A 24707-nucleotide genomic window follows, 5' to 3' on the forward strand; every position below is an offset into this window, starting at 1 on the left:
CTCGCTCGAACAGGCTGTGGATGCGGCGCTCGCCCGGCCCACCGCAGGATACGGCGTGCCTGCGCAGATTCCGGCTCAGCTGCCCAATCAGCCTATTGCCCGCCGTCCCGAGGCCGCCTACGGTCAGGATGCCGGTTACGGCTACGATGCAGGGTACGGCTACGGTCAGGATTATAGCGCTGCTGGCTATGGATCGGGCGGCTACGGCTACGACTCCGCCGCAGGCACTTCCTCAAATACCGTCGTGCCCTACGGAAGTTACGGAATCGACCCCGCAGTATCCGCTGGAAACGCACCCGGCGTGCACGACCCGGTAGAAGCCTCCTCTGTTGTGCCCAGCAACGAAGAATCCGTGCTCAGCCAGGCCGCCGCCATCGTCGACTCTTTCGCGCCCGGTAATGACTACGCCCTGCACGTGCAGAACGACAATAACGACGGCACCCTGCCTCAGCTCCCGGACATCAACCAGGACCTCGCCGCGCCCTCCCCCTACCAGCCCGGCCACCGCCTCGGCACAATTGTGACCGTCTGGGGTACCCACGGTGCGCCCGGTCGAAGCACCATTGCCTTCAACCTCGCCGCCCTCGCCGCGCAGCAGGGCCAGCAGGTCTGCCTCATCGACGCAGACACCTACGCGCCCAGCCTGGATGCGCTCATGGCACTCGAGGATACCGGCTCCGGCCTGGCAATTCTCTGCTCGGACGCCGACCGCGCCCAGCTCGACGAGAAAAAAGCCGGCGCCATTATGGAGCGTGTGCCCCTCAAAAACGGCACCTTCGACTTCTTGAGCGGCATTACTTCCTCCTCGCGTTGGCCCGAGGTGCGCGCCCGCGCCTTCGCCGAGGTACTCGAATGGCTCAAACACCGATATGATCTGGTCATCTGCGATGTTGCCGCCCCCATCGAGGTCGACGAGGAACTGACCTTTGATGGTCCGGCACCGCGCCGTAACGCCGCAACCCTCACCGCGCTCGGTTGCGCCGACCGCGTGATTGCGCTTGGAGAAGCGGACGTTATCGGCCTGCCACGCCTGATTAACCTCGCCCGCGAGGTGCAGTCGCGCCCGGATCTTTTCGCCCCCGAAACGGATGTGCAGTACTGGCTCAACCGCAGCCGCCGCGAAGCCGCCGGATTCAACCCCGAGGCGAAGATGCGTGATAACTGGGCACGCTACCTGTCGGTTCCGCTTACCGGTGTGATTCCGTACGAGCGTAAGGTCATGGACCGTTTGCGCCGTAACGGTGAAGCGCTGCTGGAGGTGTCGCCCCGCCACGCGGTTGTGCAGTCCTTGGAAGTGATGCTTGAAGGCATGTACGCTGTACGCGTCGGCGCATGCGTCAAGCCCGGCGCGTAGCGTGAGGCTAAAGCGCTAAAATTATTGTCTGTTAGAAGCGGGCACAAGAAGACCCGACCTGCCGGTATAAGATCCCGAAATTGGGAGCGCCACCAGATCGGGTTTTCTGCGCCTCACGCATATTGAGGGTAGGGGAGTAGCGCGAATATTTCACCTTAAAATTGAGGGGGTATCTCATTGCGCTGCGTAATATATGCGATTAAAAGTGTGTTCCAAGAAATGCTCTGTAAACTATTCCACGTATTGCCGTTTGAATGGGAATTGCGGCGAACAAGCCGTAAAATGGTTGAATCCACCCGAACTCATGGGAAGCACACAAACATATGTCTTTTACAGAAGCGACTCTGAGCGCCTACGACTTCGGTCCTGGCGATACTGAACGCATTCACCTCATCAAGGGTGAATGGCAGGTCATCTCTGATATTGCCCAGAGTGACCTGGTTTTATGGTTCCCCACCAACTACATTGTTGCCGACGGTAGCTCTCCGGATGCCGTATCCGGCCCCAGCGCAACCAGTAATTTCTGTGCCATTGCTCACGTGCGCCCCTCCAATGTCCGAACCCTCTTCCACCACGACATCATTGAGCACGAGATGGATGAGGCAATCCGCGACGAGGCATACCGCGTCTGGATTGACCAGAACATCAGCACTTACACCGACGAAGGAAGCGGTGAAGGCCTTGGCGCCCGCCCGCGCGTACACGTGACCTTCGTTCCCATCGTGCGCAATAACCGCACCATCGCATTGCTGACCAGCCACCGAGTCGCCGCCCCGAGCGGCTACCCGAGCATCAGCGGCGAAGTCTACGAGTATGTTGCCGATACCATGCTTTCCATGGTGCACTCCGGTCTGTGGCCCGATCCCCTCGCGGAGGGAAACAACACTCAGGGCAATCCCCGCGTAATTGATGGCATTATTGTGCTCGACCCTTCCGGTCGTGTGGTCGTCGCTTCCCCGAACGCAAACTCCATGTACAACCGTATGGGCATGACCGGCTACCTCGAAAAGCGAAACCTTGCCGATGTCACCCGCGCGATGCTCCCCGCCGGTGAACAGGCGGATGAAACCCTGCAACTGGTCCTTGCCGGTCGTAGTGACTTGCGCACCGAACTGGTCATTGCCCGTGCCCGCGTGACCATGCGATCCATCCCACTGCTGGCGCAGAAGCGTACCCGTATCGAACGTGAAGGCGCCGTGATTCTATGCCGTGATGTGACCGAGCTGCGCCGCCGCGAGCTGGAACTCATGACTAAGGATGCGACCATTCGCGAAATTCACCACCGCGTGAAGAATAACCTACAGACTGTGTCTGCTCTGCTGCGCCTGCAGTCGCGCCGTATGGCCACGGACGAGGCGCGTCAGGGCCTGGAGCAGGCGATGCGCCGCGTGGCAACGATTGCTACCGTGCACGAGGCGCTCTCGCAGGGTCTGACCCAAAACGTCGACTTTGACGAGCTGATTGAGCGTCAGTTCCACCTTGCCGCTGAGCTTGCTTCCCCCGGTCAGCACGTGTCCACCAAGCTGATTGGATCCTTTGGAGCTTTGCCGAGCCAGTTCGCCACCCCTCTGGCACTGGTTATCAACGAGGTTGTCGCGAACGCCGTGGAGCACGGCCTGGACGGTGAGACCGGCACTGTGACCCTTGAGGGCATTCGCGGTATCAATGATGAGGGTGAGAACATCCTCACCGTTGTGATTACCGATGACGGTAAGGGCATGGGTGATAAGAAGATTGAAGAATCCGGCCCCGACGCGTACCGCCCGGTGACCGGCAAGGAAGGTCTTGGTATGCAGATTGTGCGCACCCTGGTAGCGAGTGAGCTGAACGGCTCGATCCGCTGGGAGGCTAATGAACCGACCGGTACCCGCGTGGTCATTACCGCGGTGCTCATCTAAGCCTCTTCTTACATGACATATGGAACTGCCGCCGCCCCGAGTACGGGGTGGCGGCAGTTTGCTGTCTCGAAGGGTTCTGTATATGGCAAAAGCGTGGTGCAGTAACTCTAAATCACTGCACCACGCTTTTGATGCCCTATTGAATACTCCGGAAGTTAGGATGCACGGCGGGCACGAGCTGCGCGACGCTTCATCGCACGACGCTCGTCTTCACTGGTGCCACCCCATACGCCGGAGTCCTGGCCGGTCTCGATGGCCCACTTCAGGCAGACGTCTACAACCTCGCAAGCGCGGCAGACGGTCTTTGCCTCTTCAATCTGCAACAGGGCAGGTCCGGTGTTTCCTACGGGGAAGAACAGCTCCGGATCCTTATCCAAACAAGCTGCACGACTACGCCAATCCACGGTGGACCTCCTTCATGATTTACGGTCTCACGCGGTGGCAAGACACATCTATTTTCCTGTGCGCGTGTCAAATACATCCGCTGATGGGATGCTCACCCAGCGTTAGGGTGAAAATTGACTTATCAACTTTCGCATGTTGGAGCGGATGTGACAAGTACTTTTCTCTAAAAACTTCAGTATTACACTGAGTCATCTATCACTTAGGTAAACCTTTGTCTAATTGAGGGGATGGGGAATCGCATGCTGACACGCATATCCTGCGCCGCGTCTCATAGATGAGATGCGGGCGGCTGGGGGAGCGGCGCCTCATGCATAATATAAAGCGGTACCTACCCCTGAAATACCGCACCGATGACGAGGCGGTGAACCTGAGACGGGGGAGCACCCCCGCTAACGCACTAGCGCATCGGACAAATGCCAGCCCATCGGACCGAATACACCCCGGTCTGCCCCAACACTACCATGAGGAGCCCACCGTGACGTCACGCCCGTTCAACGTCATCTATGCATTCGTTCTGACCGAAGTCTTCGCGGCATACATTCTGATTCGCGGTATCCTCTACCCCTTTATCGTCAGCGGCATGTCTACCGCTCAGGCGATTGTGGGCGGCGTACTCCAGGTGCTTATCGCTGCGGGCATGACCTACTTCGGCCTGCGTTTTTACCGCGGCCGCTTCGGTTCGCGCCTGCCCATGATCCTAATTACCCTCTGTGCCCTGTGGGTCACCGCAAGCACCTTCGTCATGAACATGAGCGCTTACGGCCTGAATATTGGCCAGGCCATCACGATTGCGGGTGTTATTGGCGCAGCGGCTGCCTTCATCTTCGTGCTTATGCCCAGTAGCCGCCGCTATATTGAAGCGGTCACCGAGGCGTCGGGCGAAGAAGCAGAGAAGTACAGCCGCCGATACCGCTAAATCCCTAGAGCGTAAAACCCTAGCGCCGCTAAACCCTAGATAGCTGACTCTAGAGTGCTCAGCTCTAGACTGCTACCGGCACCTTCTGCGTAGCTGTTACAGCCTGTGTAGCCGTGGCCAGCGCCAGGGGAACCTGTGCCGCGCACACGGAGGCACCATCCATTACCACAAGACGACCAGCGGGCTGCTCGCCCTGTGTGAATCGATCCAGAGGCAGTGTGGTCACTGTGCACATGTCAGCATCCGCCAAGGATGTGGGAGCGAGCAGAAGCGCACGCGAGCATCCCATGAGCGCAGCCAGCAGGGGTGAGGAGGCGCGCCTCGGCCACGGCGTGTAGGCGACCAGCATGGCGCGGAACTCACCGCGACGCTCCAGAAGTAGCTGCTGAACGGCGGGGGAGAGATACTGCAGGTCATCGATGAATACGAGCGTGCGCGCGGGGTTTTTTACCGAGTCCAGGAGCGCACGGGTATGTTCCACACTCGGTGGCTCATCCATGGTGCCGCCCGAACCCTCAAGGACGAGGGTGCTCAGCTGCGGGTTGAGCTGAGCAATGCTTTCCAGCAGGGTGCTTTTACCCGCCGACCGGGAACCCTGCACCGGAACTACCGCGCCAGCCGGGGTGTTCAACCAGACCGGCATCTGCCCGCGGTCAAAGGCGACCAACAGTTTAGCGCCCCGTGGATTGCAGGTGGCGTGGGCGGCGGTCACGTACTCGGCCGAGGGCATGCGATAGTACTCGGGGAACTGCCGCAGAAGAGTGCCCGGGCGAGTGCCTGACCCGCTAGAAGCGCTCGCGGCGTTACCCCGCAGAACCTGAACCAGCTCCTGGAAACCCGCAACGCAGGGCGAAAGAATTGAAGCGCTCAGCGGCTGATCCCCAATCAACTCCTCATTAATGGCACCCTCCACGCAGTAGTGGCTCTGTGCCGGAGTCGGGTAGTCCTTGTTTGTTGAACGCATCAGGTCAGCATCCAGGAAGCGGCGGCTCAACAGCGTGGAATGCGCCGCAGCGGCGAAACGACCGCGCGGGTTCAACGCGGAGGTGAACGCCACCGAATAGCCGCGGCGGCACCCCTGTGAGAGCAGATCATAGAGCAGGTTCTCCGTATCGGGTTGGCGAACTAGCGACTCCAGCCAAGTGTCTAGACCATCCACGACAATGAGCGGGCGGGTGGAAGCCTCGGCACCCCACAGGTTCGGGGTGCGCAGCTCCTCCAGGCAGAACCGCAGATGTGAAAGTTCCTGCGCACCCACGAGCGCCTCAAAGGCACCGGCGTAAGGTTCCAGGTCGCGGTAGAGCGCGCCGTCAGAGGTCAGCAGAACAACCGGCGTGCGGGCGGCGAACGCCTGAGCTAAAAGCCCGTAGAGCATCGGGGCTCGTTCGGCGCTCTGCGCCAGCAATGCCAGCGCCTGCTGACCCGACCAGCTGATCGGGCGGCGCACGCCGTAGCGGGCAATCTCCAGCTCACCCAATAGATACCCTTCGGAGGCAGCACCAGAGTTTGCAGGTTCCTGCGGGGTGGCGGCCCGGTCAATGCCGTACGCTACCGGTTCGCTAACCGGCGCCTCCAACACAGGCAGCAGGGTGTTCTCGGGAAGCTCCGGCGGAATCGGGCAATACTCATCCTGAACCACCGCATTCTTCTGAAGACTCCTCGGCGCGTACTCGCGTTCATAGAGCGTACGAATCTGCTGCGCCGAACGAATCAGCAGCTCATCCTCATTTCTGCTGCCCTTCTGAATGGCAGAAGTGGCAGTCAGCTCACGCCAGCCGCCCTCCTCTAGCCTCAACACCTGCACCGGGCGGGCATCGCTGCTCGAGGGGACCGCATCCACCAGCGGGGCGCGGAACGGTAGGGAACGGCCATCCGGCAGGCGCACATACCCGGCACCCGGATGCGCGGCCGAAATATACGCCGCAGACTCATGCTCCAGCAGGTTATAGGAATCCTGCGCGCTCGCTACGCGCAAGCAAATACTCGCGGCAATATTGGCGCGAATATCCTGCGAAATAGCACCCTGCGGACGCTGAGTCGCCAACACCAGATGCAGACCCAGCGAGCGACCAATCGTGGCGATGCGCATCAGCTCAGCCATAGCATCCGGCATGGAATCGATGAGCATTCGGAACTCATCCACCACAATCAGCAGCTCGGGGTAGCGCGGAGTCATGCCCGCCTCCTGACAGGAGGCCAGATAATCGCGGTAGGAGTTTACGCCGAGCGCCTGCAGATCCACCTCGCGGCGGTGAATATCGGCGCGCAAAAATTCGAGCGCACGCTCCACCGCGGATACATCAAAATTACTCAACACGCTGAGCGCATGCGGCAGCTGAGCCAGAGGGCCCAAACCAGCCGAACCCTTGAAATCCACCAGAATCAGGCCGAGGCGCTCGGGCGGGTAACGTAGCGCAGCGCTGAGCACCAGCGAACGCAACAGCTGCGACTTGCCGGCACCGGTCGTGCCACCGAGTAACCAGTGCGGACCGTGCTCAGACAAACCAATATTCAGCGAGCCACCCGAAGAAACACCTAGGTAGCAGCGAATATCGGAGGCGTAACACTGAGCCGACCAGCGCTGCAGAACAGACTCCACCGCCATGTCATCGGCGCGGTTCCTTTGCCGCGCACTCTGCGACTGGAGAGAAGAGAAAAGATGTGCCGACTGGTGCACCTGCGCCTCACTGAGCGCGCTCTGCTCCTGCTCGCACCCGGCGCGGTACAGGTTCTCAAGAGCGGCACAGAACGCCTTAACGCTGAGCCCATCGGCGTGCTGGCACAGACCCTCACACGCCAGAGGATGCACCTGGTAGACACCCTCGATGGGCTGCACCGGAGGCGCCGCATAGCCCTGCGCGCGGTAGCGGATGCTCTGATGATGGCTACCTTCACTCGCGCACTCAACCCAGGCGGCACCAAAAAGCGCACCGGGTGCATGGGCGGAACTATCTCCCTCAGCACTATCCAGCACGCAGAGCGCTGGGGCATTCACCTTTTGTTCACGCGGGGAAGTGAACGCACGGGACTGTGAAGACTCCGCGACCGACTCAGAGGTCAGCGAGGTCAGCAGGGGAGCGTAGATAGCGCTCGCCTGCTGGGGCATGAGAATCAGCGGTGGACGAGATGCAGAAAGCTCCGACTGCAAGCTGCTCTGTAGGGCCTGCAGATACTTCTCCTGCTGTACACCCGGCAGACAATGCACACTCACCCCCGGCACCACAGCCAGAGTCTGTATCAGACGATTAGTTCGTTGCTGGCCAGCGCTATCAGCGCTACCCAGCAGAATGTGCATCGAACCGGGATAGCCCGCCACCAGCTGCACCAGGTAGGCGCGCAGATGCGCTTCCTCCAGCTTCAGGTAGTGACCGAGAGCCGGGGTTGGGAGCGGTAGATAGTGGGGTGCATCCTGCTTCTCCAGAGCGCCCAGCGGGAGGTTGCGGCCGCGCAGGTAGGGGTGGCGAGGACCGCACCCGAGCACAATAGCGAGGTAAGCGGCATCATGCAGGGCAGAGGGACCCGAAATCGCCAGGTCTCCCGCGGTCGGCAGGGCGAGAGCACGTTCCTTTTCTTGCAACGCCGCCTGATGAGTCTGCTGCGATGCGGCACGGTTCTCCGCCTGACCACCAAAGAAATGCAGAAGCATCAGCAGTGAAGATGCCGCAGACATCAGCAGAAGGAACCACATGCCTGTCACCAGCGCAATAATCAGACCCACCACAATTGGCAGGCATACGCTCAACAGAATCTGCTTGAGCTTACGCGGTGCGGGAGGGTTCACCCCCACCGGCTCAAAGGGATTGCTGGTATTGCCCAGGGGAGCGAGTGTTTGCACGGGCTCGCCGGAGGAAGAATCGGAGGAAGAGCCGGGGGTAGCGGCGGTGACACTTGCCTTCTGTGCGGTGTGTTCGCCGTCGGTGCTGGGGGAGGTAAGTACGCAGAGTGAAGAGCCGAGGCGGAAGGGCTCGTTCCAGTGCAGGATGTGCGGCTCGGCGTTCTGCCCCCTCATTCTGCCCTGTACCTTCTTACTTCCCTGCATTTTCTCGCTACCCTCGCTCGTGGCGGGATGCTTCTCGATCCAACGGATGCCGGAACTATCGGCGTAGAAGCTGCCGTGCACCGGCTTGAGGAAGGGGTCCTGCAGATGGATATGGTGTGGTTGTTCTCCTCCGCGGGCAGTTAGCGCTGCCCTGCCGAGGCTGGTGCGGCCGCGGCTGATGGGGAAGGTTGTGCCCGCGTTGGGGCCCCGCAGAATGTTCAGGAGGCTGACAGCGGGCGCGTTCAGTGGCTGAGAATTCAGGGACTGAGATTCGTTCGGAATGTGGATATTTAGCGTTGTCGAGGCGTTGAGGGGGTCCTTATTGTGCTCGGGGTGTAGTTGGAATGTCGTCTCCTGTGCTTTAGCGCGCGCGCCGGGTGCCGAGCGTTGCAGAGCGTGGTTGAGTGCCTGCTCTAGAGCCTGCTGGTTTGCGTTATCTGCGCTACCGGGGTGCAGCTGTATTCCGTTGGATGCCACCTCGCCGTCGAGTCGGAGTACGCGAGGGTAGGGGAGCGCGTCGGTGGTGTTGTGGTGGTCGAGAAAGAAGAGAGTCATACTCTCAGAAAATATTAAAAACTATCAAAGCTCAATAAATTATCTGTAAATAAACTAATATGTTCGTATTTTTTGAATTTTTCACCCCAATTTTCAAAAAGCTGTGGATAAATCGCCCCAATCACCTCTCGTATGCACCGGCGCGCGTCCCCAAATATGCCGGCAGGGGTGCTTTTCTTGTAGCGGGTGAGAGCGTTGAAGTGCCCGCTCTGATCTGTTGCTTGTGTTTGCAGCCCTATGTGGCGGCTAATTACCGTAGTAAATAGAGTGGGGTGAATATTTACCCATAAATAAAATTCTTTTATTGTGAGCAGGCCGTAAAAATGCGCAGAAGAAAGAACTTTCTTAGACCCGTTTGACCTCGGGGCTTGTGAAGAATATCCACCCAGAGAAAGAGGGCGCGAACAATAGTCCAAAAGTCCCTAAAAGCACGTCATAAGTATGTGTAGTGCTTGATAAACAGGTATCTTAGATTATGACTATATCCATCACGGGAGGGGTTTTTGTACCCGCCCGTGCGGATTGCGGCGCGACTGAGAACCCTCGGATGTGTCCAATCTGGTAGGTGAATACCGCCCTCGCAGAAGCGGCGGTGCGCCGTGATAATACAGGAGAAAACATTGACCGCTGACCTCGTAGTAGTCGGTTCGGGCCTCTTTGGTCTGACCATCGCAGAACAGGCTGCCACTGAGCTGGGCCTGAAAGTTGCCCTGCTGGACCGCCGTTCCCACATCGGTGGTAACGCATACAGCGAGAAGGAGAAGCAGACCGGTATTGAGGTGCACCGCTACGGTGCGCACCTGTTCCACACCTCCAACGAGCGTGTCTGGGAGTATGTGAACCGTTTCACCAAGTTCACCAACTACGTACACCGCGTGTACACCCGCCACAACGGCATCGTATACCCCATGCCCATTAACCTGGGTACCATCAACCAGTTCTTCAACGCAGCTTACTCTCCCGCAGAAGCAAAGGCGCTCATCGCTGAGCAGGCTGGTGAGCTGGCTGGCACCGACCCGCAGAACCTGAACGATAAGGGTATCTCCTTGATTGGTCGCCCCCTGTACGAGGCGTTCATCAAGCACTACACCGCTAAGCAGTGGCAGACCCCGCCGGAAGAGCTGCCCGCATCCATCATTTCCCGTCTGCCGGTTCGCTACAACTACGACAACCGCTACTTCAACGACAAGTACGAGGGTCTGCCCGTTGACGGCTACGCAGCATGGCTGGAGCGTATGGCGGCGCACCCGAACATTGAGGTGCACCTGAACACTGACTTCTTCGAGCCCGGCCACCAGTACTCTCGCGAGAACGTCCTGGGTCAGATTCCCGTGGTCTACACCGGTCCGGTTGACCGCTACTTCGACTATGCTGAGGGCGACCTGTCCTGGCGTACCATCGACCTGGAAGAAGAGGTCCTGCCGATTGAGGACTTCCAAGGCTGCTCCGTGATGAACTACCCCGATGCTGATGTTCCGTTCACCCGCATCCACGAGTTCCGTCACTTCCACCCCGAGCGTGACTACACTAAGGACGCAACCGTCATCATGCGCGAGTACTCTCGCTTCGCTAACAAGGGGGATGAGCCGTACTACCCGGTCAACACCTCCGTGGACCGTGAGAAGCTGCTGGCGTACCGCGACCTGGCTAAGGGCGAGAACAACGTGCTGTTCGGTGGTCGCCTGGGTACCTACAAGTACCTCGATATGCACATGGCTATCGGTGCTGCATTGTCCATGTTCGACAACAAGATCCGCCCGCACTTCGCTAACGGTGCGAAGATCGAGTCCGGTGGTGTCGACGCATAACCATGGCTGATAAGACTTTGAAGAACCTGCAGCGGGTTATTTTCCCGAGCGCAGTTGAGACCGACGTCGTCCCCCTGTATGTGGATGCGGGTGTTGCAACCGGCGTTCAGATGCCCACCCGTATTGACGGTGACGCTTCCACCTCCATTACGGAGGCTATGAACATCTCCGGTCAGTCTGTGTCGAGCGCTAGAGCGAACCGTGATGCCGCGAACAGTCTGAATAGCCGCCGCTCCATCACCGTGAATGCAGGCCAAAGCTTGTCTTTCGGTACGTACTTCAACGCGTTCCCCGCTTCGTACTGGCGCCGCTGGACCGACCTGCAGAAGGTCGTGCTGAGCGTTCAGACTCGCGGCGAGGGCATGGTCATTGTGTACAAGTCCAATGGCCGTGGCGTGATTCAGCGCGTAGATGCGAAGTTGCTCTCCGGCGAGGAGACCAGCACCTTCACCCTGCCCCTGGCACCATTCGGTGACGGCGGCTGGTACTGGTTCGACCTGGCTGGTACCGGTGACCTTGAGCTGATTGAAGCGAACTGGTTGGGCAATATTGAGCCCCGCGCGGACGTGAAGGCTGGTCAGGCGACCGTCCAGATTACTACCATGAACAAGGTGGAGTACTGCATCAACAACATTCGTGCTCTGGGTGAGAGCCCCGAGATTTTCGATGCTGTGCACGAGTTCCTGATTGTGGATCAGGGCACCCAGAAGGTGCAGGACCACGAGGACTTCGAAGAGGTTGTCAAGCCCCTCTCCGGTAAGTTCCGCATTATCAACCAGGGCAACCTGGGTGGTTCCGGCGGCTTCTCGCGTGGCATGTTCGAGGCTGTCAACAATGGATCCGATTACGTGCTACTGCTCGATGACGACGTCATCGTTGAGCCCGAGTCGATTCTGCGTATGGTGACTTTTGCGAACTACTGCAAGGAACCTACTATCGTGGGTGCGCACATGTTCGACATGTATGACCGTTCGGTCCTGCACGCATTTGGTGAGGTTGTTGACCCGTGGCGCAACTTTTACGCTAAGCCGCACCAAGACATGGGCATGGGTCACAACCTGGGCTACCATAACCTGCGTAGCACCCCGTGGTTGCACCGCCGCGTGGACGTGGACTACAACGGTTGGTGGATGTGCCTCATCCCGACCACTGTCATTAAGGAAATCGGTCTGTCTCTACCGCTGTTCCTGAAGTGGGATGACGCTGAGTACGGTCTGCGCGCTAAGGCTGCGGGCTTCGCTACCGTGTCCTTTCCCGGTGCGGGCGTGTGGCACGTGTCCTGGACCGATAAGGATGACTCCGTCGGCTGGCAGGCGTACTACCACGAGCGCAACCGCCTCATTACGGCGCTGCTACACTCGCCCTTCGATAAGGGCGGCCGCGTGCTGCTGGACTCCCTGTTCTTGGACGTCAAGCATACCCTGTCCATGCAGTACTACACCGAGGCTGGCCGCCTGATGGCGCTGAAGGATCTGCTCTCCGGCCCCGATCATCTGCACCCCTCGCTCTCGCAGCGTCTGCCGGTGATTCGTGCGATGGCTAAGGAGTACCCGGAATCTCAGGTGAAGCCGAACGTGGATGACTTCCCGGCTATTCAGACAAAGAAGCCTCCGTTCCGTGGTCGCCGTTCCTTCTCGTCTCCGGGCTACACGAAGCTTGCTTCGTGGACCGCGAAGACTGTTGCTCGTCAGCTGCTCAAGCCGGTGAGTGAAGAGGCGAAGACTCACCCGCAGATTCAGCTGAACTACGGCGAGACTAACTGGTGGACCCTGTCGAAGTTCGACTCGGCTCTGGCTACTAACGCTGAGGGTACCGGTCTGTTCTGGTACCGCCGCGACCCCGAGCAGCTCAAGTCGAAGCTGGCTCAGGCCGCTAAGCTGCACGTTCAGCTAGTGACCGGTTGGGATAAGTTGCGTGAGCAGTACCGTTCGAAGGCTGCTGAGGTTGCCTCTTACGATGCGTGGGCTAAGACCTTCGCTGAGCACACGGATTCTGAGCTGACCCGATGAACGATCTGAAGTCTGTTCCCCTGAAGGCGCCCGGCCGTGGGCGCGGCATCCTGGATGCGGTGAAGAACCGCTACCTGCTTCGACTGCTGGTCGATAAGGAAATCCAGGTCCGCTACCGCGGCTCGGTGCTGGGCATTTTGTGGTCGTACATTAAGCCGGGTGTGCAGTTCCTGGTGTTCTACATTGCCATGGGTATGTTCCTTGGCTTGGAACGCGGTATGCACAACTATGCGGTGTACCTGTTCTCGGGCATGATTGCCATTAACTTCTTTTCGGAGGGTTTTGGTAATGGTGCTCGCGCAATGGTGGTTAACAGCGCGCTGATTCGTAAGATTTACCTGCCGCGTGAGTTGTTCTCGCTGTCGACGGTGTGGGTGGCTCTGGTGCATTTTGTGCCTCAGATTGCTGTGATGCTACTGGCCTGCTTCTTGGTGGGGTGGTCCCCGACCTTCCTTGCATTTGGGTCGATTCTGGTGGGCATGCTTATCGTGATGATGCTGTCCTATGGTCTGGGTCTGATTTTTGGCGTGGCGAACGTGTTCTTCCGCGATTCGGAGAACATTGTGGACATGCTGCTGATGGTGGCTACCTGGTTCTCGCCGGTGCTGTACTCCTGGACCATGGTGCGTGAAACTCTCTACCCATGGGTGTTCAACGTGTTCATGATGAACCCGTTGACGGTTGCGGTGGAGTTGTTCCACTATGGCTTCTGGCATCCGACGCTCCGTCCTGAGGATTTGGCGCTTCCTGCTTCGCAGGTGGTTCCGCATCTCTTCAGCTTGTGGACTCCGATTGCCCTTGGTATTTCTCTGCTGACCGTTTTAATTGGTGATTTGCTCTTCCGTAAGTTTGAAGGCAACTTCGCCCAGGAGCTCTGATTCTGTGGATATTAAGAAGCTTGAGTTCCCGCCGGTGAGCCCGGACGCTCCCGTGGTGATTCACGTGGAGAATTTGGTGAAGCGCTTCGTTCTGCGCCACACCCGTTCGATGAAGGAAGCTTTTGTGTGGCTGATTAAGGGCCGCAAGGGCGATCTTTCGGAGAAGTTCAATGCGCTCAACGGCGTGAGCCTGGACATTCGTCAGGGTGAGCGTGTGGCTCTTCTCGGTCTGAACGGTTCGGGTAAGTCCACGCTGCTGAAGATGATTTCTGGCGTGATGCGCGCCGACGAGGGCGAGGTTCTCACTCGCGGCAATATTGCGGGTCTGATTGAGGTGGGCGCTGGTTTCCACCCGGATCTGACTGGTCGCGATAACGTGTACCTCAACGGTGCGATTTTGGGTATGTCCAAGGAAGAGATTGAGGCTTCCTTCGATTCGATTGTGGATTTTGCTGAGATTCACGACTTTATTGATACCGAGGTGAAGTTCTACTCTTCAGGTATGTACCTACGTCTGGCGTTTTCGGTTGCGGTGCATACGAACCCGGATATCTTCCTGGTGGATGAGATTCTTGCGGTGGGTGATGAGCCTTTCCAGAAGAAGTGCATTGCGAAGATTCAGGAGCTGTGCTCTGCCGGTAGAACTCTTGCCGTGGTGAGCCATGACTTGGATTTGGTCTCTAAGATTTGTGACCGTGGCGTGGTGCTGGAGCACGGTAACCTGCGTTTTGACGGCCCAATTAAGGAAGCTGTGAAGGTGATTCGCGGTGGCGACTAGCTGCTAAATGATTGCTGGTGATGGGGCGTGTATTCCCGATGGGGGAGCGCACGCCCCTTTGCTATGCCCAGAAGTTGTGCCTGAGAATCTATTGTTGCTCGATAAGGTTCTAGCGTTTCAACAGAGGCGGCTGCGGGGATTTAAGACGAAATGTTACGTGTGCACCGTGCACAATATGGCGGTGGCCAACGGTAATTGGTTCGAGGGATGCACATGCATTTGTTTTGCAAGTCACAACCGACTAGGTGTTTTGGGTTTTAGCACACGTTAGGTAACGATATGTGCATTTCTATGCGTCAAAAATACTCAAATATTATACTCGTAAATATTAAGGGGTGTTTTATTACATTTTGATAAATTTGATGCGCTGAGGGTAGGATGATGGTGGCGTTGAGATATTACTACTTCGCCGTATTCCAGATAACCACATAACCACACACAGCATCGGATCACTTCAATGGAGAATACCGTACTGGATACCCGGGCGGAGCATCTAAATCTGCTCGAAGAAAATATTCGTGAGGCAATGCGCCACCGCAGCCTGGACCCGCACGAGGATCAGCACGCCGTTCGCGGGCTTATTGACGAGCACCTAAACGATTACGAACAGCGACGTACCCGCATTTCTCTGCCCGATTTGGGTGACCGTGAATCCGTGATTCAGCGCCTGCATAATGAAATCTGCGGCTTTGGCGTGATTCAGCCGTTCCTCGATGATGAGAGCGTTGAAGAAATTTGGATCAACTCTCCCGACGAAATCTTTATTGCCCGCAACGGCGAAAGTGAATTGACCGGTCTGCATCTGAGTGCCGAGGCGATTAATAGCCTGCTGGAGCGCATGCTCAAGCCTTCGGGTCGTCGTGTGGACCTTTCCTCCCCGTTTGTTGATGCATCCCTGCCGGATGGTTCCCGCCTGCACGCGGTGATTCCGGATATTACCCGCAGGCACACGAGCATCAATATCCGTAAGTTCGTGGTGCGTGCCCGCCGCCTGCCCGACCTGGTGCGCATGAACTCGCTGAGTGCCGGCGCGGCGTCCCTGTTGCACGCGGCGGTGGAGAGCGGCATGAACATCCTCGTTTCGGGCGCAACCCAAGCGGGTAAGACCACGATGCTGAACTGCCTATCGGCATCTATTCCGCCGCGTGAGCGTGTGATTACGTGCGAAGAAATTTTTGAGCTCGCAGTTCCGCTACGCGATGTGGTGGGTCTGCAGTGCCGCCAACCGAACCTTGAGGGCACCGGAGCGATTGAGCTGCGCCGCCTGGTCAAGGAAGCTCTGCGTATGCGCCCCGATCGCATCCTCATTGGTGAGGTGCGTGAGGCGGAATCCCTGGATATGCTCATTGCGCTCAATGCAGGTCTGCCGGGTATGTGCACGATTCACGCGAACTCGGCGCGTGACGCGGTGACCAAGATTTGCACTCTGCCGTTGCTGGCGGGCGAGAATATTTCCTCGACATTCGTGGTGCCGACCGTGGCGTCCTGCTTTGACATTGTGGTGCATTGCGGGCGCGATTCGCACGGTCAGCGTCAGGTCGAAGAGATTAGCATGCTGGGCGGCCGCGTTGAGGACGGCGTGATTGAGATGTCTCCGCTGTTTGTGCGTCGTGAAGGGCAGATGGTGTGCGTGGCATTGGAGCTGCCGAACCCGGACCGTTGGGTTCGTGTCGGTCACCATCCCGAGCAGGTGCTGGCGGCGGCGAAGGCGGGTCAGTAATGCCTCTGTTTCTGAGCCTGATTTTGGCGTTGGGCGTCTGCCTGATTTACCTTTCCTGCTTTCCTGATAATGGTAAGCCGCCGAAGCCGAGTAACGACCCGGCGCTGGTTGTGGCACTGCGTAAGGCAGGTATGCATTCGCTGACTCCACGAACGTTTATGTGGGTGAGTGTTGCCAGCGGTGTGAGCGCGTCGGTTCTGTTGCTGATTCTTACTCAGCTTTTGCCGCTGGGTCTGCTGGGCCTGATTGGTGGTTTTGTGGCGCCTCGCGTAGTCGTGAATCATCGTGCCCGCGCAGCGGATGCCCGTATTTGGCAGTTGTGGCCGGATGCGGTGGACCACCTGCGTTCGGCCATTCGTGCGGGTTTGTCCCTGCCCGAGGCGCTGATTCAGCTCTCTTACCGCGGCCCGGAAGAGTTGCGTGATGCCTTCACCCATTTCTCGCGTGACTACCGCGCGTCCGGTGAGTTTGTGACCTCACTGAACCGTTTGAAGGAGTACCTCTCTGACCCGGTGGCAGACACCATTATCGAGGCCTTGAAGATTGCCCGCGAGGTGGGTGGGTCGGACCTGGGTAAGTTGCTGGGCACGCTGAGTGATTTTCTACGTGAGAATGCGCGTACCCGTTCGGAGCTTCTGGCGCGTCAGTCGTGGACTGTGAATGCGGCTCGCCTCTCCTGCGTGGCGCCCTGGTTTGTGCTGTGTCTGATGGCAACTCAGCCTGCCGCGCGCATGGTTTATAACTCGTTTGCAGGTGCGACACTGATGATTGCCGGCGCCGCTATTTCTTTGGCAGCGTACCGTCTGATGCTACGTATTGGTGAGTTGCCGCGTGAACGGAGGGTTTTCGGATGAACCTACCTCTGATTTTTGGTCTGCTGTTAGCGACCGGCGTGGGTCTGATTCTCTCATCGGTGCTGAATACTCGCAGTATTTCGTTCTCTGATCGTGTGGCGTCGCAGCTGCGCGGTGAGACTCTGCGTGAGTCGCTCTTGAAGGAGCAGGAGCGCCGCGAGCCGAGCCTGCTGGAGGCGATTTCGGCGTTCTGTGCGCCGCTTCTGCGTTCGCTGTCCTCGTCGTTGAGCGGCTCGTCGCTGAGTGATAGTTCGGTGCAGGAGCGTTTGCGTCGGGCTGGCTCTTCGCAGAGTGTGAGCGCGTTTCGTGCTGAGCAGCTGCTGTGGGCTCTTGCCGGTGTGACCGTCATGAGTGCCCTGACTGTCATCGGCGTGGTGCAGGAGCGTTTTTCCATTCTGGTGGCTCTTGTGCTGGTGCTGGTGAGTGGTTTGAGCGGCTTTCTGGCGCGTGACTGGTGGCTGGGCGAGGCGGTGACTAAGCGCGAGAAGCAGCTGGTCGCTGAGTTCCCGGCGCTGGCGGAGATGATGGCGCTGTCGGTGACGGCGGGCGAGTCGGCCCTGGCGGCTTTGGAGCGTATCTGCCTGACTTCTCGCGGCGAGTTGGCTCGTGAGTTTTCTGATATTTTGGCTCAGACCCGCACCGGTGTTTCGCTCTTGAGCGCGTTGCAGGAGTTCGCGGAGCGTACTCGCGTTCCGGTGTTGAGCCGCTTTGTTGAGGGTATTGCTGTTGCGATTGAGCGCGGTACCCCTCTGGCTGATGTGTTGCGTGCGCAGGCTCAGGATGTACGCGATAACGCTAAGCGTGAGCTGATGGAAACAGCCGGTAAGAAGGAGATTGCGATGCTCGCCCCGGTGGTGTTTTTCATCCTGCCGCTGACCGTAATTTTTGCGGTCTTCCCGGGCCTGTCGCTCATGCGTTTGAACTTTTAGATTTTGCGGCGGGTACACACCGTACCGGCTGCGCCGCGATGGGCTGGGCTGATTGCCCGGTGCACCGCACCAACCACACACTACACCCTTTGATGAAGGAGAAAATCATGTTCCGTCGTTTCCGCACCACCCTCACCGTGCTGATTGCCCTGGCTATCGCATCCGTGCTGGCTCTGCGCCTGAAGAACAAGCAGGGTGACCCCGAGCGCGGCGACGTGCCCGGCTGGGTCATGATCACCATGATGAGTGCCGTGCTGGTTGCCGCTATCCTGGCGATCGCTCAGCCGGCTCTGACCAAGATGTTCAACGACGCGATTGCTCTGGTTCACCAGTAATGTGTAAGCCCCGCATCGCTTCTGAGCTGACTGCCGCTGAGCTATCCTCCGCGGAATATTCTGTGGAGGATAGCGAGCGCGGTGACGCCAGCACGGAATTCGTCATGGTCGGTGCGCTGTTGGTGTTGCTAACCATGGCGATTCTGCAGGTTTCTTTCGCTCTGTATGCACGAACCATGTTGGTGGATGCTGCGGCGGCTGGGGCACGTTACGGTACGATGCGTGACCGCACTCCGCAGGAGGGCATGGAGCGTACCCGTCAGATGATTGAGGGGGTTCTTCCGTCTTCCTATGCTGAGAATATTTCGTACCATCAGAGTAGTGATTCTACGGGGGTGCGCACCTTGGAGGTGACGGTGAAGTCGCCTTTGCCGGTGCTGGGCCCGTGGGGTTTTCCGGATTCCATTGAGGTGAAGGGGCATGCGATTTATGCGGAGCATCGTTCCGGTGATTAGTGGCTTTTCGCTTCGGCGGTGTGTGAAGGAACACCTGAAGAACCGCTCCGATTTGTACAATCCTGAAGAGGGTAGCGCCATTGTGGAGTTCCTGGGGTTGGGCATTACTCTGCTCATCCCGGTGCTCTACGGCATTCTGACGATCTTTAGCTTGCAGTCTTCAGTGATGGCGGCTCATGCTGCGAGCGCCCAGGTGGTGCTGTATGTGCAGGAGCAACCGCAGGATTCGTCGGTTGGCCCGGATTTGGCTCAGCGTCTGGCGGTGCATGCTGCCGCTGATTACGGGGTTGAGCCCTCCGATGTGAGCGTGTCGTTGAGCTGTTCGTCGGGGGAGTGCGTCTCGGGTACGAAGGCGTACGCCACGGTGACGGTTCAGGCGCGTTTGCCGCTGTTGCCTTCGTTTATGGGCGGCGGTGTGATTCCGGTGAGTTCTCATGCGACGAGTTGGGGGTCTGGTCATGCTGATTCCTAATGGTTTACCGGCTCATGCCGGTGTGCAGAGCCGGGCGCTCGCCTCAGACCCGGAAGAGGGCAGTATTGCCCCGCTGATTGTGGGCATGCTGGCGTTGCTTCTGCTCATCGGCTCGGTGACGGTGGCGATTACCGGTGCCTATCTGCAGACTCAGCATCTGCAGGATGTGGCGGACGCTCAGGCGAACTCGATTACCCGCACGATCGGCACTCCGGAGGAGACGAATAGTTCGGCGGCGTGGGAGTATGCGAGCGCGTACCTGGCTGAGGTTCAGCCGGGACAGGATTTTCATAGGTTGAGTCTGGAGAACGTGTCCGTGGATTCTGATCACAGCGTGCACGTGTACCTGTCGGCTCGTATTCGTCCGCCGCTGCTGTCGATTCTGGTGCCTGATGGCATTGAGGTGACCGCTCATGGTTCGTCGCGTTTGAAGATGAGCCAGGGCCCTTCCACCGATTAGTGCGTCTATCAACGGCGCAAGGGCTTATCAGCTCACTCTCTTATTGGTGTGTTGTGAGCCCCCATAGCCTGCGAGGGTGCATCCGTAAGGTAGTGTAACGGCTAGCGGATGCACCCTCGTTTTTTGCCTTCTTTTACATCTTCGTTCCGCGGCCTTTGCCCTCTACCCACCTGTCCTTCTGCGCTGTGGGCTGTTGCGGGCTGTAACGGCGGGACTTTCTGGCAGTTTCGCGATAGTGTTAAAAGCTATGGCATCCTTCGACTTTTCTGCTGAGATTAAAGAGCTTCGCACGATTTTCACCTCTATTGCTGCTGTGAGCGATATTGAGGGGATTGAGCGCGCCATTGAGGACCTGTCTGCGCAGGCTGCTGCACCCGATTTGTGGGATGACGTGGAGAATGCGCAGAAGGTGACGAGCGCACTGTCGTATAAGCAGTCGGAACTGAATCGTCTGCGTTTGCTGTCTTCTCGCATTGATGATGTTGAGGTGATGGTGGAGCTTGCAGAAGCTGAGGATGAGGAGACTGCCGCCGAGCTGCTCGCCGATGCTGAGCGTGAGTGCGGTGAAATCCGCGCCAAACTGGAAGAGCTTGAGGTGCTGGTGCTACTGTCGGGTGAGTACGATCAGCGTGAGGCTGTGGTGACGATCCGTTCGGGCGCCGGTGGCGTGGATGCTGCTGATTTCGCGGAGATGCTGCTGCGCATGTACCTGCGTTGGGCGGAGAAGAACGGCTACCCGACGAAGGTTCTGGATACCTCCTACGCTGAGGAGGCGGGCCTGAAGTCGGTGACCTTTGAGGTTAATGCGCCGTACGCTTTTGGTCGCCTGTCGGTGGAGGCGGGTACTCACCGCCTGGTGCGTATTTCTCCGTTCGATAATCAGGGCCGCCGTCAGACGTCGTTTGCTGCGGTTGAGGTAATTCCTCTGATTGAGCAGACGGATGCTATTGAGATCCCCGAGTCCGAGATTAAGGTGGATGTGTTCCGCTCGTCGGGCCCGGGCGGCCAGTCGGTGAACACGACGGATTCGGCGGTGCGTATGACTCACTTGCCGACCGGTATTGTGGTGTCGATGCAGAATGAGAAGTCTCAGTTGCAGAACCGTGCGGCGGCTTTGCGTGTGCTACAGTCTCGCCTGTTGCTGTTGCGTAAGGAGCAGGAGGATGCGAAGAGGAAGGAGCTTGCCGGTGATATTAAGGCAAGCTGGGGTGATCAGATGCGCTCGTATGTTCTGCATCCATACCAGATGGTGAAGGATCTGCGTACCGGCTATGAGGAGGGTAATACCTCTAATGTTTTGGATGGCGGTTTGAACGCCTTTATTGATGCTGGTATTCGCTGGCGTGCTTCGGGGCGCGCGGTTGAAGAGAGCTAAGACGTATAAGGATTGAGTGATGGCTCAGAAAAAGAAGAAAGACGCAAAGAAGGACCCGAATAACGCGATTATTGCCCAGAATAAGAAGGCTCGCCACAACTACAACATTGTGGATACCTATGAGGCGGGCATTGTTCTGCTGGGTACTGAGGTGAAGTCTCTGCGTGATGGAGGGGCGTCCATTGTGGACGGTTTCTGCCAGGTGACCGATAACGAGATGTGGCTCGAGGGTATTCATATCGCGGAGTATGGTTACGGTACGTGGACGAACCATGCAGCTCGTCGTCGCCGGAAGCTGCTGCTGCATCGTTCTGAGATTAATAAGTTGGCGCAGAAGCTGAAGGAGACCGGTTACACGGTGGTTCCGTTGAAGCTGTACTTCTCGAATGGTCGTGCGAAGGTTGAGATTGCTTTGGCGACCGGTAAGCGTGAGTACGATAAGCGTCAGGCTTTGCGTGAGCGTCAGGATGACCTGGAGGCGCGCCGCGCGATGCGTTACCGCAACCTCGGCTAGAGCTGAGGCGGCGGCGGGAACCTATCTAGTCGGTGACTTCTGGTAGATGCGGGCACGGTTCCTCGCGTATAATTGTTGGAAAATCGTGGCGTACCGCGAGCACCATATTTTATGAGGAGACATATGTCTGAGAACCCGAATTACCAGCAGAACCCGGGCGAGTTCATCCCCGCACCGCAGCAGGCCCCCGCATACAATATGCAGGGTGGCTACCCCGGCTACCAGCCGACTCCGAGCTCGGCTCTGGCGATTGCTTCGCTGATTCTGGGTATTATTGGTCTGCTGTCTGGCTGGCTGATTTTCGGTGGCGTGCTGGGTCTGGTTGGCGTGATTCTGGGTATTGTTGCCCTGGTGAAGGTGAAGAATGGTACCGCCTCCGGTAAGGGTATGGCGATTGGTGGTATTGTCACCGGTGCGCTGGGCATGATTGTTGCTGTTGGCGTGCTGATTCTGGGCTTGATTGGCATTGGTATGCTCAGCGACTGCGCTGAGAATGCGGTGCAGGATTCGAGCGGTAACTATGTGTGCACCGTTCATGGTGAAACCATGACGATGAGCCCTAAGGAATATGAATCTGTCCGCCGTTAAGTCACGTTGAGTCTTTGAAACGTTGAGGGACCGAATAGTGGTGAACTATTCGGTCCCTTGCTCTTTTTCGGCGCTGAATCTGCCCGATTGGTGGATTCTGGGGGATGATTCTGGAATCTTAGACTTCATAGATGCCCCAGGTGATGGCTTATTCATATAATGGAACTGAACTCAGCGCGCAATGGTGCATTGGGTGAGTATAAATTGTTCGCTGTAACTGTGATGGAAAGAACGACGGATGTCTGAGAATAACTACGGAAACAACCAGGGAAACGCACAGAACCCCTACGCTGCTCAGCAGCCTAATTCTTCAGCCCAGAGCTCTTACGGTCAGAATTACGGCCAGGCTCCTGCAACGCAGAGTACTTACGGCCAGGATTACGGTCAGAGCGCATCCGCCCAGAATAGCTACGGCCAGACTCAACAGAACACTACTGCGCAGAACGCGCCCCAGCAGAACCAGTACGGTCAGTTCGGTGCGCAGTCTTCTTCTCAGAATGCTTACGGCCAGAACGCTGCTCAGGGTATTTCTGCCCAGGGCGCTTCGGCTCAGGGTGCTGCAGCGCAGAACCCCTACGGCCAGGCTCAGCCCGTCCAGCAGCAGTATGGCTACGGTCAGGACGCCTCCTACCAGGCGCAGCCCGCTGACTACAACTACCAGCAGAACTCTTACCAGCAGCAGCCTCAGCAGGATGCTTACGGTTACGGCCAGCCCGCGGGTTACCCGTATGCGGCTCCGGTGACGAAGAAGGCTCCCGGCATGGCACTGGCGGCGATGATTCTCGGTATCGCGGCTGTACTGACAGGTTTCCTTGTGTTTGGTGCCCTGTTGGGTATCGCCGCGATTATTCTGGGCGTGCTGTCCCTCAAGAAGACGAAGGAAGTTGGCGCAGGTAAGGCATTCGCCCTGACCGGTATTATCACTGGTGCGGTGTCTGTCCTGATTTCGATTTGCATGCTTTTCGTAGCCATTTCTTTAGTTCAGGCTACTCAGAAGTGCCTTGAGGTTGGTACCGAGGATGGTCACGGTAACGTGGTCTGCCAGATTGGTGACAACCCGAACAACCGCATGACTGTTTCGGCTCACCGCTAAGGTTTGACAGCCTAGTGCGGTACGCGAACGGGGTGAGGCTCCCAGAAGATTTGGGGCGCCTCACCCCGTTTGCTGTGCCCGTGATCTTCTGTGCCGATTTTCTGCACCGATTTTCTGGGCCCGCCGTTGATTCGGGTGTGTGCGGTGGCGGATGTTTCGGCGGTGGAGGTGCGCTCTTCGCAGGCAGCGTTCTCTGCGTCTGTTCTTGGCGGGTGTTCTCTGTCAGTGAGCGCACCCTGCGTGTGGGGTAGGGGACTTGCACACCGTTAAACACCTCCGATATACTGAATCTCTACCGTGTTTGAATGGCACCGCGGCATCAAGGTATGTTGAGGAAAACTTTCAGAAGACGGTGGGCTTTTTGATAAAAGCATAGGGGGATGATCGGTTTCGACGATGTGAGTTGAGATGGGTGAAGCGTGCCGAGGATGCAGGGTTATCTCGTTAACGCCCTCTGCAAAAAAATTAAGTGCAGAATCTAAGCGCACTGACTTCGCACTCGCTGCCTAAGCGCGAGTTGCCGTCTGTCGGCCTGAGCATGCCTTTGGCTCAGTTACCGGCATCGACTTAAAAGGCCACTGCTGCTAGCCCTTGTTGCGGGGGCTGGCGGGACTTTTACGTGACTAGGTTCGTCGGTATATGTGTTTATGCAAGTACCGGAGCCGAAAAGTAGCGTTCGCATAAACTGCGCACGGAGAAGCCCCGTTGACGCCACATCGGACCGGGGTTCGATTCCCCGCATCTCCACGATCTCCCAACCTCCCGCTATCCCGTATGGGGTGCGGCGGTGATTATCGGTTCCAATCCAGAGGAAGAACCGCGGTAGGTTTCTACCACCCGGCAGGATGCCCCACGGCGTCACCTGCCGGGTATTTTTATGCCCAATTGGTCGGTCCTGTATTGCCGGCCCGGTTCATGGCCGCCAGCTCCCACTATGACAAACACGCTGCTGATTATGCGGTGGCGTTCATCCAAGCATTGACCCACACGGAGGGCCGCTGGGCCGGCAAACCCTTCGAACTGATTGACTAGCAAGAGCAGATTTCTGAAACCTACGAGTTGCGGGAGGTTGCGTTCGACCGGTGGGGAGCAGTCCAGATGACCCAAAACTTGGACGCCGTGGGCCTCGACCGCGCGATTAGATGCGGCTGTGGACCCGCCACTGAGAGCGTGTATGACAGAAGAGACATGTTTTTCATGTAATGTCACTTTACGTGTTGCATCTGATGAGAGTCTCTGATACACTACTGAGTAGTGGCGTAATATACATCA

General features: G+C 57.9%; 21 protein-coding genes and 1 other RNA gene. 19 read left to right on the top strand and 3 right to left on the bottom strand.

The window, feature by feature from the left end; translation table 11 throughout:
* Both O3648_RS06680 and O3648_RS06685 read left to right on the top strand, forming a co-directional pair.
* The coding region (locus O3648_RS06680) for a CpaE family protein (RefSeq protein WP_371569216.1) at positions 1-1354 on the top strand (1354 nt) is incomplete at its 5' end.
* A 323-nt stretch (positions 1355-1677) separates the two neighbouring features.
* On the top strand, positions 1678-3252 hold the full coding sequence (locus O3648_RS06685; protein ID WP_279742100.1) for a sensor histidine kinase: 1575 nt from the start codon (positions 1678-1680) through the stop codon (positions 3250-3252).
* 155 nt (positions 3253-3407) lie between these two features.
* On the opposite strand, the gene O3648_RS06690 is transcribed toward O3648_RS06685, so the two are convergent.
* Positions 3408-3656: a WhiB family transcriptional regulator gene (locus O3648_RS06690; protein WP_371569217.1), complete on the bottom strand. Its 249-nt coding sequence runs from the start codon at positions 3654-3656 to the stop codon at positions 3408-3410.
* A 476-nt stretch (positions 3657-4132) separates the two neighbouring features.
* Here O3648_RS06690 and O3648_RS06695 point away from each other — a divergent pair, with 476 nt between their 5' ends.
* Entirely contained in the window at positions 4133-4573 is a 441-nt protein-coding gene (locus O3648_RS06695; protein ID WP_279755093.1) for an alpha-N-acetylglucosamine transferase, read from the top strand.
* A gap of 64 nt (positions 4574-4637) precedes the next feature.
* On the opposite strand, the gene O3648_RS06700 is transcribed toward O3648_RS06695, so the two are convergent.
* Both O3648_RS06700 and O3648_RS06705 read right to left on the bottom strand, forming a co-directional pair.
* Positions 4638-9167: an FtsK/SpoIIIE domain-containing protein gene (locus O3648_RS06700; protein WP_371569219.1), complete on the bottom strand. Its 4530-nt coding sequence runs from the start codon at positions 9165-9167 to the stop codon at positions 4638-4640.
* Positions 9168-9181: 14 nt separating this feature from the next.
* A complete protein-coding gene (locus O3648_RS06705; RefSeq protein ID WP_371569221.1) occupies positions 9182-9583 on the bottom strand; it encodes a hypothetical protein in 402 nt (133 codons plus the stop codon).
* 204 nt (positions 9584-9787) lie between these two features.
* On the opposite strand from O3648_RS06705, the gene glf reads away from it, so the two are divergent.
* The 16 genes from glf (at position 9788) to ssrA (ending at position 24185) form a co-directional block, all read left to right on the top strand.
* On the top strand, positions 9788-10975 hold the full coding sequence (gene glf, locus O3648_RS06710; RefSeq protein WP_279742096.1) for a UDP-galactopyranose mutase: 1188 nt from the start codon (positions 9788-9790) through the stop codon (positions 10973-10975).
* A gap of 2 nt (positions 10976-10977) precedes the next feature.
* The gene (locus tag O3648_RS06715; RefSeq protein WP_279790057.1) at positions 10978-12984 is read left to right on the top strand and encodes a glycosyltransferase; all 2007 of its coding nucleotides are present in this window, start codon (positions 10978-10980) and stop codon (positions 12982-12984) included.
* The gene (locus O3648_RS06720) at positions 12981-13862 is read left to right on the top strand and encodes an ABC transporter permease (protein ID WP_279742094.1); all 882 of its coding nucleotides are present in this window, start codon (positions 12981-12983) and stop codon (positions 13860-13862) included. The genes O3648_RS06715 and O3648_RS06720 overlap by 4 nt, the downstream gene beginning before the upstream one ends.
* 4 nt (positions 13863-13866) lie before the next feature.
* Positions 13867-14640 (top strand): ABC transporter ATP-binding protein, encoded by a 774-nt coding sequence (locus O3648_RS06725; protein WP_279742092.1) that lies wholly within the window; start codon positions 13867-13869, stop codon positions 14638-14640.
* A gap of 457 nt (positions 14641-15097) precedes the next feature.
* Complete coding sequence (locus O3648_RS06730; RefSeq protein ID WP_279742090.1) at positions 15098-16360, top strand: CpaF family protein; 1263 nt, start codon at positions 15098-15100, stop codon at positions 16358-16360.
* Complete coding sequence (locus O3648_RS06735; RefSeq protein WP_279742087.1) at positions 16360-17214, top strand: type II secretion system F family protein; 855 nt, start codon at positions 16360-16362, stop codon at positions 17212-17214. Before O3648_RS06730 ends, O3648_RS06735 begins: the two co-directional genes overlap by 1 nt.
* Positions 17211-18143, top strand: coding sequence for a type II secretion system F family protein (locus tag O3648_RS06740; protein WP_279755098.1), 933 nt, complete (start codon positions 17211-17213; stop codon positions 18141-18143). Before O3648_RS06735 ends, O3648_RS06740 begins: the two co-directional genes overlap by 4 nt.
* A gap of 107 nt (positions 18144-18250) precedes the next feature.
* Positions 18251-18478 (top strand): hypothetical protein, encoded by a 228-nt coding sequence (locus O3648_RS06745; protein WP_279742084.1) that lies wholly within the window; start codon positions 18251-18253, stop codon positions 18476-18478.
* A complete protein-coding gene (locus O3648_RS06750) occupies positions 18478-18933 on the top strand; it encodes a pilus assembly protein (protein WP_279742083.1) in 456 nt (151 codons plus the stop codon). The genes O3648_RS06745 and O3648_RS06750 overlap by 1 nt, the downstream gene beginning before the upstream one ends.
* A 52-nt stretch (positions 18934-18985) precedes the next feature.
* Positions 18986-19405 carry a pilus assembly protein TadE gene (locus O3648_RS06755; RefSeq protein WP_279790061.1) on the top strand — a complete coding sequence of 140 codons (420 nt, stop codon included), beginning with the start codon at positions 18986-18988 and terminating at the stop codon, positions 19403-19405.
* Positions 19368-19865: a Tad domain-containing protein gene (locus O3648_RS06760; RefSeq protein ID WP_279755100.1), complete on the top strand. Its 498-nt coding sequence runs from the start codon at positions 19368-19370 to the stop codon at positions 19863-19865. The genes O3648_RS06755 and O3648_RS06760 overlap by 38 nt, the downstream gene beginning before the upstream one ends.
* Positions 19866-20112: 247 nt before the next feature.
* On the top strand, positions 20113-21240 hold the full coding sequence (prfB, locus tag O3648_RS06765) for a peptide chain release factor 2 (RefSeq protein WP_279755101.1): 1128 nt from the start codon (positions 20113-20115) through the stop codon (positions 21238-21240).
* A 19-nt stretch (positions 21241-21259) separates the two neighbouring features.
* Positions 21260-21754, top strand: a complete 495-nt coding sequence (gene smpB / locus O3648_RS06770) for an SsrA-binding protein SmpB (protein ID WP_005505423.1) — start codon at positions 21260-21262, stop codon at positions 21752-21754.
* A gap of 123 nt (positions 21755-21877) precedes the next feature.
* The gene (locus O3648_RS06775) at positions 21878-22342 is read left to right on the top strand and encodes a DUF4190 domain-containing protein (protein ID WP_279742075.1); all 465 of its coding nucleotides are present in this window, start codon (positions 21878-21880) and stop codon (positions 22340-22342) included.
* 238 nt (positions 22343-22580) lie between these two features.
* A complete protein-coding gene (locus O3648_RS06780) occupies positions 22581-23435 on the top strand; it encodes a DUF4190 domain-containing protein (RefSeq protein WP_279742073.1) in 855 nt (284 codons plus the stop codon).
* Positions 23436-23811: 376 nt separating this feature from the next.
* Positions 23812-24185: a transfer-messenger RNA gene (gene ssrA / locus O3648_RS06785) on the top strand.
* The last annotated feature ends 522 nt before the right edge of the window (positions 24186-24707 follow it).

The sequence above is a fragment of the Rothia sp. 27098_8_161 genome (genome assembly GCF_041432905.1).
Taxonomy (GTDB): domain Bacteria; phylum Actinomycetota; class Actinomycetes; order Actinomycetales; family Micrococcaceae; genus Rothia.